Origin of the sequence: Methanohalobium sp. (genome assembly GCF_046546175.1) — an archaeon.
Lineage (GTDB): Archaea > Halobacteriota > Methanosarcinia > Methanosarcinales > Methanosarcinaceae > Methanohalobium.
In genome coordinates this window covers 1-12,334 of record NZ_JBKGYF010000051.1, presented here as the reverse complement: position 1 = coordinate 12,334, position 12,334 = coordinate 1, and the positions used below count along the sequence as shown (strand labels likewise).

Genomic DNA, 12,334 nt, shown 5'->3' with positions numbered 1-12,334 from the left:
TTTAAAACCATCCTCTCCTGTACATCTTTTTGGAGCTGGTCATCCGATGGGTTTTGCACTGGAAGTTGCACTAGGATGTGATTTATTTGATTCTGCAGCCTATGCACTGTATGCAAAGAAAAAACGATACATCACTGTCTATGGTACCTATCATCTTGAAAATTTACATTATTTACCATGTTCTTGTCCGATATGCGCAAATTATACAGCAAAAGAGCTTAAAGACGCGGAAAACAATGTGGAGCTCCTTGCAAGGCACAATCTTTATGTAACATTTGAAGAAATGAATCTCGTGAAACAAGCAATAAAAGAGGGTGATTTGCTTGAGCTAGTAGAACAGCGATGTCGTAACCACCCAAGACTTCTGGAAGCTTTGAAAAAAATGTATTCATATTCTGATTGGCTGGAAAAATATGATCCTGCAACAAAATCCACATTTTTCTACTGTGGACCGGAATCATCCAGACGGCCGGAAATCTTACATTTTTCAAAACGGATTAATCGATTTACTGTAACAGGGTCAGCTGTTATCCGTACCGATTCTACAAACTGGGATAAAGAATTTGACAATGTTTTGGTATTCAAGCCACCTATGGGAAGTTTTCCGGTAGAGTTAATGGAAGTATATCCTTTTAATCTTGAAACAATATCTAGTCCTGAATATGAATCTATGGAAGTGGCACTTTTAAATACTATCAAACTTATTGAACAAAATCCAGAGGCAAAATTTACCTTTATTCATGAATATGATATCTATCATCCGTTAATCGATAAAATATCTGAAATCGCAAAACTTGTAAAATCTAGTGAAATTTAAACTGAATTGTGTTTCTGTAATCGGTGATATATTGGTATCTTCAAAAAAAGCAAAAACGCTTCACCCTTACATTGAATTGCTCAGACCTGAAATAGCAGATATGGATATAGCACTACCAGCAGCCAGTGCTTTGCTGGCATCATACCTGGCGATGGGAACTCTACCATCGATAATCCCCTTCTTAATAGCGGTTATTGGTGGTTATGCAGCAATAACAAGTTCCTATGTATATAATGACTGTTGTGATGTTGAAGTTGATAAAATCAACCTCCCAAATCGTCCTCTTGCTTCATCCCAATTATCAGTTAAAAAAGCATTGATGTATTCTCTTTTTCTAGTACTGGTTGCTTCAGCTGCAGCTTTATATCTGAACCCTGAATCATTTGTGGTACTCATACTTGCTGTCCTGACAATCAGTATCTATTCAAAGTTTGCCAAAAGCGAAACGTTCTTTAGTTTTGTTCCTGTTGGAATTGCTTATGGGCTGGTGCCTGTCGGGATCTGGCTGGCATTTGATCCTGCGGGTATTTTGAGGGGTGTAGATGATGTAATCCTTCCGATTCCCGGAATATTCCTAGGTATCATGATGTGTGTTACAGACTGGGGTTTTACTCTATCAGGAGTAGCAAGAGATGTCGAGGGAGACAGGGAGAAGGATAAACCAACATTCCCAGTAGTTTTTGGTGTCCCTGCAACTGCTAAATTTGTAACAGCCTGCTGGATGGTTGGTGTATCAGCGTCACTTATTATAGGGTGGACAGCCGGTTTAGGTCCGGTATTTTTTGCAGGTGCTATCATCGGCGGTGCGTGGATAATTATCCAGTCACTTGATTTTATAATAAAATCCACCCCTGAAAGGGGTGGAGACCTGTTTCTCCAGGGTTCCAGGTATAGAGGCATAATGTTTGGATCTCTTATACTGGATGTACTTCTTTCTACACTTGTGAGTGGTTATACTGCAATTCTATGGTGATATCTTGAAAGGAACTGATACAATGGATGCTGATGTGCTTATAATCGGGGCTTCACCTGCTGGTTTAATGGCTGCCAGAGAAGCTTCAACAGGTGGTGCGGATGTAATTCTCATAGACAAAAAACCGGGTATGGATGTATCACCGCACCCTGCAAATACATTTTTTAAAACGATGTTTGATAAAACAGGAGAAGATGTAGACCAGAACTATGTAATTAAAAACTTAAAAGGGGCACATATTATCTCACCCACAGGTAACCGTGTAACAGTAGAATCAATTGGATACTTTATAGACCGCACTAAATTTGATATGTATTACGCCGCACAGGTCAGAAATGCAGGTGTGGATATCCGAATGGGTGTTGAAGCCTACAATGTAATAAAAAGCGGAAACACATTTACTGTGAGCACTTCAAAGGGACCTCTTAAAACAAAAATTGTAATTGCAGCAGATGGTATTAATTCAAACATCGCACAACTTCTGGGATTGAAAACTGTAAAACATCCAGAAGATATAGCATGGGCAATGGAAGCGGAAATTGAATCCGATGGTATAGGAAATCCTGATATGTTTGAATATTATCTGGGTAGTGTAGCACCAGGTTGGAAATCCACCTATTCACCATGTGGCAATAACAGAGCTACTATCGGAGTATATGTTAGAAGGCACGGGATAGATGTTTCAGAATTCTTTGATAATTGGCTAGAAAAATTCAAAAGTATCAAAGGTCTGGATGACTTAAAAATTATAAATAAAAAAACAGGTGGTGATCCGATAGCCTGTATACCGAACCAGATAGTTTCAGATGGTATCATGGTAGTTGGTGGTGCAGCAGGTCAGTCTGGAATAGGATATGGGATGCGTGCAGGTCAAATAGCAGGTAATGTTGCAGCTGATGCGTTATTAAAAGGTGATGTGTCAAAAAGGGTACTTTCACAATACCGGAAAGTGTGGAACAGTGAATTCAGAACGGAGTATTACCTTGGTCGCATAGCACTTGAAACGCTTCGTAAAATGGATGACCATGAAATTGATGAAATGATGAAAAATTTTGAAGGTCAAGACCTTTCTTTTATCAAAGGTAGTCCTTTTAACCAGGCAATGCAGATTGGTATGTTTCTATTACAAAATAATCCAAAAGCTTTACTATCATATAAAGCATTATTGAGAAATAAATAAACAGTTGGTTCATAAATGAAATACAGCCTTTACAGTAATCCGGCTTTTAAAGTGTATGCGGTTGTAGAGGACGGGTATGTACGGATAAAAACAGAAGGCTTTGCTTCACCCATCCTGAAACCCATTGTATCAAATATGCTTGGGTTTTTTGATGGTGCAAAACCAGCAAAAGTAGAAGATGACCATCTGATTTTTTCTACATGGATGCCTCCTATACCAAGCAATGCATTTTCCCGTTTGGTGTCTTCCCAGATTAATGCTCACTTTGGTAGGGACACACCTGAGCAGGTAACAATATCAATAACAGAAGAATGTCCAAACAAATGCGTCCACTGCGCCCTTCCGGATACCAATAATAAGAAAAGCCTTGAACCCGACAAAATCAAAGATGTTATCGACCAGTGTCTACAACTTGGTTCAACTTTTATAATCTTTGACGGGGGGGAACCTCTTGTATACAGTGGTCTGGAAGATCTGATACAGTATGTGGATTCTGCACGCGCAATAACTGGTCTTTTCACATCAGGAGTGGGATTGAGTAAACAACGAGCTTGCGATTTAAAAGAAGCAGGTCTGGATATGCTAACCGTTAGTCTGGACAGTGCAAAAGAACATAACCATGATTTAATGAGGGGCCGCAAAGGTGTTTTTGAAGAAGCAATGTCTGCAATAAGAAATTCTCTTGAAGCAGGGTTGCTTGTAAATATCTATGTGGTCCTCACAAAGCGGAACATCGATGAACTATACGATTTTTATGAACTTGCGTACGATATGGGTGTCCATGAACTGTCTTTTTTTGAAGTTGTACCAACAGGTCGCTGGATTGACCATGAATCAGAAACATTATCCCATCTGGACTATGAAAAGTTTGACAGATTTGTAAAACATGCCGACACAATAAAAGGTCCCAGAATATTTTCCGTACCTCATATTCTGGAAATTACCGGCTGTTTTGCAGGTAAAAAATGGTTGCATGTGACACCTGAAGGGGATGTATATCCATGTGCCTGTATGCCACTGCCTTATGGTAATATCTACAAAAACTCGCTTAAAGATGTCTGGGATGGTCTACAAAAGGAAAAAATCTTTGATGCAAATTACTGTTTGATGCGAAATTCGGAATTCAGAGAAAAATATCTGGGATTATCAAAACCGGAAAAATAAGTAAAAAGTAAAAACTCTTACCAATACATGGTAGAGTAATTATTTATTTTTTCTTCAAAAAGCCTGATTTTTGCAAAGTAAGCAGTGATTCGGTAGTGAGTTTTTTCTCCCCGCTTTTGAATTGGGAGAAAATAGTTTCTGCATCTTTGTCAGCACTTTCTTTATCTACCTTTTTGCCTCTTGGCTCAGATTTCTTAAGGTTGCGGATTTCTTTTTCTATATCGCGCATGTCTTTCTGGATGGCTATGAACTTTTTGTGTTGTTCATCGGCAGTATCCTGGTATTCTACAAACTGTTTGTGAGTTTCATCCGCTTCTTCTCTTATCTGATCGGCTTTTTTAAAAGTTTGTACCATGTAATTGTGGTATTCCTGAGCTTTCTGGGCGTACTCAGCAAGAGCTTCATGATATTTGGATGCTTCATCTCTGTATTCCTGAGCTTCTTCGGATAATTTCTGGATTTCAGTATTGTTTTCAAGCTGTTCTTTCTTGGTTTCATACTGCTTCCGAAGGTCTTGGATTTTGTTGACCAGTTCTTTTTCTTTCTGAGGTGTAAGTACTTCAGTTTGCTGGGTAAATTCCAGGCGCTGTATTTCTTTTTCAATTTCTTTCAGGGAAGGACCGTCAATATTGTTTTTACTCCGGATTTTTTCGATTTTTGAGTACAGTTTATTCGCTTCAGAATTAAGTTCATCACGTTTGTCCTTGTTTTCCTGTACCATTTTGTTATTTTCGTCCCGGAGTTTTTTATATTCCTGGGCTTCATTTATCAGGTCTTTTGTGCGCTTGTTTAATTCGTTTCTTTTTGAAGCGAGTTCACTTGCATGAGCATTGAGTTCATTACGTTTTTCTTTGTATTGTTCAGATAGTTTTCTTAATTCATTTTTTCTTTCGTTCAATTCTTTTAACATGTTTTGTTGATCCTCCCGAACCAGCAAAAGCTGGAATTTTATATTATCTATAGCCTCATCCCATATTTAGCGCCTCGATAACAGGTATTATCGCTCTCAAATCTTTACGTGTAATGACCACATTTGCATATTGTCGCAGTATAGGTTTGGAGTTAAATGCTATGGAATATCCGGCCTTTTTGAACATACATATATCATTTGCTCCGTCGCCAACTGCTATGCAATCCTTTGCATATACACAATTCATCTGGGCTATCTGTTCAAAAACATCCTCTTTGGAATCCTGTTTTGTCAGGGGTCCTCTTACTTCACCTGTCAGACATCCATTATCTATAACAAGTTCGTTTGAAACTACGTAATCTATATCCAGTACTTTTCCGATATAGTCTGTAGCTAATGTGAATCCACTTGACACCATTGCGGTTTTGTATCCCAATGATTTGACATAACTAATTAACTCTTTGGCACCTGGCATGAGAGGTAGATTTTCTATCACTTCCTGTGCAGTCTCAAATCCAGTACCCTTGAGAAGCTGCACTCTTTTAACAAGTGAATCCTCATAATCAATATCTCCTTCCATTGCCTGCTCTGTGATTTCAGATATTTCGTCACCTGCACCTGCTGCTTCTCCAAGTTCATCGATGCATTCAGCATCTATGAGGGTACTGTCCATATCGAAAACAATGAGTTTTTTAGGTCTCTTATCGTTATTAAAATTATTATCAGTGGAATTCACTTGATCAAACCCAGAGAAAATTCTAATGAGGAAATAGTCTTGTAATTTGCTAGGATTGGATTTACATAGATTACAATGCATTTAATTTTTTCGCCCAATCTATTGCAACAATTAATATAATGTTTTCGATTATTAATTATATTTGTTGAAATATAATAGTTATGGATAGATGCTCTGGAAAAATCCGTATCTTTTAAATAACATGCAATGGTTGCATATATTAAATTATTTTGCTTGCAGGAGCATGCAAAGAAAAATTTGATAAAATATATATCTATACAAAACAGTAGATACTGTAAATCCAGTAAATCTGGTATATGTTTTATTTATATACCTCAAAGGAGGGTGTTATATGGCAAAAGTAGGATTTATCAAATTAGGTAACTTAGGTATGAGTCAGGTTGTAGACCTTCTTGAAGATGAAATAGCAGCAAGAGAAGGAATCACCACTCGAGTATATGGTACAGGACCCAAGATGTCAAAGGAAGATGCTGCAGATACAGAAGCATTTAAGGAATTTGACCCGGATTTTGTTATAATTATCAGTCCAAATGCAAGTACACCAGGACCAACAGAAGCACGTAACTTATGGAAAGACAAACCCTGTTTAATAATATCCGACGGACCTACCAAAAAGGATGATAGACAGGCAATCGAAGACGAAGGATTCGGTTACATAATCTTACCGGTCGACCCGCTTATAGGTGCAAAAACTGAATTTTTGGACCCTGTAGAGATGGCTTCTTTTAATTCAGATGTGATGAAGGTACTTTCCACATGTGGTGCAGTACGCCTTGTCCAGGAAGAACTGGATAAATTAACAGCACAGGTTGATGAAGGAAAATCCGGAGATGCAATTGAACTGCCGCATATATATGCCAAACCGCAGATATGTATCGAAAGGGCAGGATTCAGCAATCCATATGCAAAAGCAAAAGGTCTTGCTGCACTACATATGGCTGAAAAAGTATCTCAGATTAATCTCCCGGCATGCTTTATGCTGAAGGATTTGGAAGAGGTTGCTTTCACTGCAGCAACAGGTCATGAAATGATAAGAGCTGCATCAGAACTGGCAGTTGAGGCAAGAGAAATTGAAAAGACAAACGATACAGTTCTCAGGAAACCTCACTCCAAGAAAGGTAAAGTTCTCTCCAAAACAAAACTGTACGAAAAACCGCAATAAACGCAAAATTAATATCTACTTTTTTCCTTTTTAACACATGGATTTTTTAATTGCTTTTGCAATCGGTATACTAATATTTCTGGTTATAGTTGCTTTTACAGCTATATTCCTGAAAATGCAATCTGACCTAAAAGCAAAAAAGCCCAACAGAGACAAATCAATGGAAAAATCATCTCCAGAAGATGATGCGTCAGACGGTCTAGAATGATCCTGTGATAGATTTCCCTGATTTTTTGAAATATCAATTTCAAATCTCTAATATTGGATTATCTGCAACAGTTGGTTTCTTATATGATTGTAAAGATATATAAGAAATAATACGTAATGGTAATAGGGAGTTGAGGGTGGCTCTGATATACAGATATTAATCCAGGATGGTGATTATTTTGCCAAATGTCCATGAAGATCACAATGTGCAGATTGTTATAGAATCTATCCAATCAGAAAATCCAGTACTTATAGAAGGGTTCCCGGGAATAGGACTTGTTGGAAATATTGCAAGTCAGCAGATAATAGATAAACTGGGTATGACCTACAAGGGGTCAATCGAATCAAAATATTTCCCACCAATTGTAGTATTGTATGAAGGGCTGGTTACAATGCCGGTCAGAATATATGAAAGTGAAGAACACAATTTGTTGCTCGTGGTATCTGATATACCTATCAATCCATCGGTATCCTATGATATTAGTAAGGCTCTTGTTAACTGGGCAAAGTCCATTAATGTGAAAGAGATTGTATCCATGGCAGGAATTACAACCGTGGAGGAATCTGAAGAAACGCATGTCTTCGGTGCAGCAACAAGTAATGATATGCTTGACAAAATCAAAGAGCATATAGAAATATTCCGTATGGGTACAATATCTGGAATATCCGGTAGCGTGATGTCAGAATGTTTTATGAGTGAGATGCCGGCTATCAGTCTACTTGGTTCTACACAGACTCAGAACCCTGACCCAAGAGCAGCAGCAGCAGTTCTGGATGTTTTGAATTCTTTATACGGACTTTCCATCAACACCCATGAACTCCTTGAACAGGCGGAAAAAATCGAAGCACAAATGCAGAGTCTAGCAGAAGATGTCAAATCTTCAGAACAGCATCCAGGCTACAAAAAAGAATTCCCAATGTATGGGTAAGCGGCTTCAGAGGTGAAAAACTATGGAACATGTCGCACTAACCGGAATTGCTGAAAATGTGATGAGAGAGCTTAAAAATGATACCCTGAGAACAATAGAAATTCGGAGCCCTCACAACTTTTTTACAGTGCTCAAACTTAATGTGGGTGATTTTGTATTTCTTACCCATACAAGTATCCAGGATTTAGCACCTGGAACTACAGGTGTTGTAGCACGAATAATGAAGCATCATATATCGACTCATCGAACATTCAGCAGTACTGAAACATTCTACGAAGAAAGCGAAACTACAATGGCTAGAATACAATTAGACCCAAGAGCATGGGCACGGGTGAGAAAAGTCTATTCCAATGATATTGGAGAGATTACTCGGGTAGAAGCTGAACTGATATCATGCTATAAAGCAAGATGATTTACAAGGAATGCCAGATACAAGCGCTCCTTTTGATGTTTTTCATTTCAAACCCATGTATCGGGTGTGTTTTCAAGCCCTTCTTCTATTTTGTCAATCATTTCAAAAGAAATACCAATTGGTACTTCTGTGTTCTTATATTTACTGTGTTTCCGTGAACCTTTGCATCCAAATGAAGCCCCTATTCCACAGGAAATCGGTTTTGCAATACACTCCCCGCATACTGACGCGGCTCCCAGTGTATTTATCTTTATCTGCTTTCCTTCCAGATATGAATACGCCTGTATAATTCTCATGGCAGATTCAGGTTTAAGAAAGAGGATAAGTACATTAAATTGTCCTTTGTTTATGGATAGGGGCTCAATCCAAACGGATTTATAAGGTTTGCTTATTTTTGGAATTGATTTTGAAGCTCTGTATGCTGCGGTTCTGTTTTTATATCTTCCGGATTTTAAATAATATTCAAACGGAGGTTCGTTGGTTTTTCCCAGAACATAATTGCCGACAGGGCATCCGTCTTTTTCAACATTGAAAACTCCTCCATAACGTGCTTTTTGAACCATCTCGCAAAAAAGAAGCTCTGAATCAGCTGATATTTTTGAATCTAAATTACCAGATATGTCAGAGTGATATGTAAACGTAACACATACCGGTTCACCTTCATCCATCAGTTTCACTATATTTGGAATCCTTGTTTCCCATCCATTTATTGATGTTATCATTTTTGTACCTGTCTTGTAGTTGTTTTTTGACATCATTTACATAATTATGTGCAAGTCGGGTTGGTTCTGGCAGTTTGTGATGTCTGATACAGTGCTTCACAATTTCCAGTGAACTCTCAAGAGATACCCGATTACCCGGAGCTATTATTATGGGATTTGTACCTTTTTTGGATTTATAAAGGTAACCTGTTGTTTCACCATTATATATAAGGGGTTTTGAGGCACCCACAGATTCAGGCTCACCAGATCCACGTTTGCCGCATAGAATCTTTTTAGCAACACCTATTGTGGGGATGTCCAGGACTGCACCGACATGAGATGCGATACCTACTCTTCGAGGATGATTGATTCCACAACCATCAAACATTAGTAAATCTGGGATGTTCTCCAGTTTAAAAATAGCAGATGCAATGGCACTTCCTTCTCTGAATGAAAGGAATGTGGGAATGTAGGGGAATGTTACCTTATGGGTTAAATATGATTTTTCAATCACATCCAGTGTATTGTAATCGAGTATTACAATACCACATATTATCAAATCATCCAGAAATGCACAGTCAGAACCACCAATGAGATTTAGGGGTTCAAAATCATCTTCATGGATTATAAGGGATGAGATATCTGATTGTATTTGTATTAGATCATCTCTATCATAAGATTCAGGATTGAACAATTTCTCAGGATAATTTTTATTCAATCTTAGCCCTCACCGTGGTAAAGACTGGTCCGCGAATTTCGATGTTTTTGTTTTTGCCTGTGATATATCTCTGTGCAAGTGAATCAAGTTTGATATTGATTTCAGAAGGAACTTTTACAATCCGCACCCTTGTCTCGGTTTCAGTTTCACCATTTGCAACTGCTTCTTCAATTTCAAAAGCTGCCAATGAGGCGAAAGAATCTATAAATCTTATTCCTGTACGTGCTGAATCGTTTTCAAACGCTTTTTGCCATTTCTTATTGTTCGGTATTCCAAGTATATCATTATTGTAGACTACGATTTCATTAAAAACAGCAGGTCCACATAATTTCGTGTTTTCTTCGGGTTCTACAACCCATACTTTTACATGTTTCCCCTCAAGTGTTCCTTCCCATGCAGTAAATTCACAGGGACTTTGTTCAGAACCATTTAATTCACATAATTCTACAATACTTTTACAGATTTTTCTCCCTTCTGCAGTTTGTGGTGTTTTATCCACAAAAACCATCTTTGCAAGGTCTCTATCCTTCATCATCCATTTACTGTATTTTGTAAGCTGTGGATATGTCATGGAGCGTACATCTTCAGCAAGATTGAGTATCATGGCAAGTCTTTCCACACCCATACCAAGATTCATAACAGGATAAGGGATATCATATTGTGCAAGAGCAACAGGGGAATAAATACCAAATGTGGCGATTTCTATCCATCCGTCAGAATAACTGGTATTGGAACCGACAAGTTTTGGGTGGTAGGCAAACACTTCAATTTGTGTGTCCGGTACATAGTACTTGCTGCGTTTCTCATCAAGTTTGAATTTAAATTTCTCAAACCCAAACTGGGATAACAAACCTTCAGCTACGGCTTTCCCATAGTCAACAGTCACATTTTCATCCATGATGACGCAGGATGCAGAATAATATGTCATGAGCCGTGCTGCATCTTCCTGCTGCTCTCTTCTAAAACATCTATCTATTGAAAAAAAGTGGAACGGTGGTTTTTCTCTCTCCAGCAGTGAACTGAGGCTGATAAACCATCCGCTTGTCATGTGGCTTCTAAGGGTTTTCCTTGTGGATTGTGGGACAAGTTCTTTGAATTCAGGGAATACCTGATTTATCATTTCAACTATATGGGTATCTGAAACACCGAGTTGTTCTGAAATTTCGATTACAAGGTCGTCACCTTCAATTTCTCCTTTTTTATATGAATGCAGAATTTTTCTGATTTTCTCGATTCCCTCATCTCCGATATCACCAAGGATTTGTTTTATGGATGAAATTCTTTCTTCAGGTATACCTACATTCGGACGTGCCAGACCTGCCAGATAAAAGCAACGATCAAGAACAGTGAGAGCTTCATGTCCGAATTGCCGATGTACTTCCTGTTCATCTACAATCAAGGGATTCATCATTTCATCAAAACCCATACGAAGGTAGGCTTCTCTGAGTTTGTCTATGGTGTCATAAACAGGATGGGGTTTTCCATATTTAAGTGATATATGAGGGTACTGCTCATTAAATGTGGGTTGTTTAATTACATCTTTACCACTGTTCCATGCAGCATCAAAGTCCTCTTTTTCCAGTTTTTTGTAATCACCAGGGTCAAATTTCATACTATATCCTCATCATAAATTATAACTTTGACTCAAAATTTTTCATTGATTCTTCCAGTTTTTGCTGACGTATAGCATTGGTTAGGTCGCCACGTGTACGCTCAACAACAGAACGCAGTCTATCGGTTTTAGATCTAAGGTTATGTGTTATAGCATCAGGATAATCGAACATCATTAGATTTGAAAGCATTGTTTCCATAATTTCTAAAAATGTTTCCCCTTTTTCAGGTTTGTCCTTTCTTATAAGGTCAAGTATATGTCTTCTCAATTCCCCACCAGCATCAGCCATTCCATTTAAGTATGCTGCATATCCAACATTTAAATCATCTGGTGATGGTATTTTGTTAATATCGCCTTTACTGTATAAAAGATGAAATACAATAGCACATTCAACATATTCCTGCTGTGCATGTTCTACGAAGCCGCCGTAATATATATCTGGGTATGTCCCAAGATGGGAATTAATATCTTCAAGGGATTTGTGTGCGTCTTCAAGCATGTCTTCTGCTTGATAAAATTTTTTGTTGTGAATGTTGTACATGATACTTCTGCAGGTACGTACAACCTCTCTCGATAGGGTTAAGCCTTTTTCCCGTGCTTTATCTTTTGTATCAAAGTCTTCTAGTATTTTGGCTGAAATGTCCTTAATCATAGTTGGTCTTTAAATTTACAACATATTAATAATATTGGTAATTCCTTGAAGTGTTTGGTGAACTACCAGTTGGCTAAAGACCAATTGGCTTCCTGTTTCATAGTTTGTTCTAACGAACACAACTCCACAGGCTCTACCCC

Annotated in this window: 14 protein-coding genes; 8 read left to right on the top strand and 6 right to left on the bottom strand. The window is 38.1% G+C overall.

What is annotated here, in order from left to right:
* The 4 genes from ACLFMM_RS06565 to ACLFMM_RS06550 form a co-directional block, all read left to right on the top strand.
* A partial coding sequence (locus ACLFMM_RS06565) for a tRNA-guanine transglycosylase (protein ID WP_410807920.1) occupies positions 1–817 on the top strand: 817 nt, incomplete at its 5' end.
* Positions 818–848: 31 nt separating this feature from the next.
* A complete protein-coding gene (locus tag ACLFMM_RS06560; protein ID WP_410807922.1) occupies positions 849–1,790 on the top strand; it encodes a UbiA prenyltransferase family protein in 942 nt (313 codons plus the stop codon).
* A gap of 22 nt (positions 1,791–1,812) precedes the next feature.
* Positions 1,813–2,970, top strand: coding sequence for an FAD-dependent monooxygenase (locus tag ACLFMM_RS06555; RefSeq protein WP_410807921.1), 1,158 nt, complete (start codon positions 1,813–1,815; stop codon positions 2,968–2,970).
* Positions 2,971–2,985: 15 nt separating this feature from the next.
* Positions 2,986–4,134, top strand: a complete 1,149-nt coding sequence (locus tag ACLFMM_RS06550; protein WP_410807919.1) for a radical SAM/SPASM domain-containing protein — start codon at positions 2,986–2,988, stop codon at positions 4,132–4,134.
* Between the two features lie 43 nt (positions 4,135–4,177).
* On the opposite strand, the gene ACLFMM_RS06545 is transcribed toward ACLFMM_RS06550, so the two are convergent.
* Positions 4,178–5,044, bottom strand: coding sequence for a coiled-coil protein (locus ACLFMM_RS06545; protein ID WP_410807918.1), 867 nt, complete (start codon positions 5,042–5,044; stop codon positions 4,178–4,180).
* A 55-nt stretch (positions 5,045–5,099) separates the two neighbouring features.
* Entirely contained in the window at positions 5,100–5,780 is a 681-nt protein-coding gene (serB, locus tag ACLFMM_RS06540) for a phosphoserine phosphatase SerB (protein WP_410807917.1), read from the bottom strand.
* A gap of 352 nt (positions 5,781–6,132) precedes the next feature.
* Here serB and ACLFMM_RS06535 point away from each other — a divergent pair, with 352 nt between their 5' ends.
* From ACLFMM_RS06535 to ACLFMM_RS06520, 4 genes are all read left to right on the top strand, one after another.
* Entirely contained in the window at positions 6,133–6,963 is an 831-nt protein-coding gene (locus ACLFMM_RS06535) for a F420-dependent methylenetetrahydromethanopterin dehydrogenase (RefSeq protein ID WP_410807916.1), read from the top strand.
* A gap of 37 nt (positions 6,964–7,000) precedes the next feature.
* Complete coding sequence (locus tag ACLFMM_RS06530) at positions 7,001–7,171, top strand: hypothetical protein (RefSeq protein ID WP_410807915.1); 171 nt, start codon at positions 7,001–7,003, stop codon at positions 7,169–7,171.
* 166 nt (positions 7,172–7,337) lie between these two features.
* Positions 7,338–8,099 (top strand): proteasome assembly chaperone family protein, encoded by a 762-nt coding sequence (locus tag ACLFMM_RS06525; protein ID WP_410807914.1) that lies wholly within the window; start codon positions 7,338–7,340, stop codon positions 8,097–8,099.
* A gap of 22 nt (positions 8,100–8,121) precedes the next feature.
* Positions 8,122–8,511, top strand: coding sequence for a DUF473 domain-containing protein (locus ACLFMM_RS06520; RefSeq protein WP_410807913.1), 390 nt, complete (start codon positions 8,122–8,124; stop codon positions 8,509–8,511).
* Between the two features lie 47 nt (positions 8,512–8,558).
* On the opposite strand, the gene ACLFMM_RS06515 is transcribed toward ACLFMM_RS06520, so the two are convergent.
* From ACLFMM_RS06515 to ACLFMM_RS06500, 4 genes are read right to left on the bottom strand one after another with little or no spacing between them, the layout of a single operon-like run.
* Positions 8,559–9,179, bottom strand: a complete 621-nt coding sequence (locus tag ACLFMM_RS06515) for a DUF169 domain-containing protein (protein ID WP_410807912.1) — start codon at positions 9,177–9,179, stop codon at positions 8,559–8,561.
* Positions 9,172–9,930 carry an endonuclease V gene (locus ACLFMM_RS06510; RefSeq protein ID WP_410807911.1) on the bottom strand — a complete coding sequence of 253 codons (759 nt, stop codon included), beginning with the start codon at positions 9,928–9,930 and terminating at the stop codon, positions 9,172–9,174. Before ACLFMM_RS06510 ends, ACLFMM_RS06515 begins: the two co-directional genes overlap by 8 nt.
* Entirely contained in the window at positions 9,923–11,542 is a 1,620-nt protein-coding gene (sepS, locus tag ACLFMM_RS06505) for an O-phosphoserine--tRNA ligase (RefSeq protein ID WP_410807910.1), read from the bottom strand. The genes ACLFMM_RS06510 and sepS overlap by 8 nt, the downstream gene beginning before the upstream one ends.
* A gap of 19 nt (positions 11,543–11,561) precedes the next feature.
* Positions 11,562–12,194 carry a haloacid dehalogenase gene (locus ACLFMM_RS06500; RefSeq protein WP_410807909.1) on the bottom strand — a complete coding sequence of 211 codons (633 nt, stop codon included), beginning with the start codon at positions 12,192–12,194 and terminating at the stop codon, positions 11,562–11,564.
* Positions 12,195–12,334 lie beyond the last annotated feature (140 nt).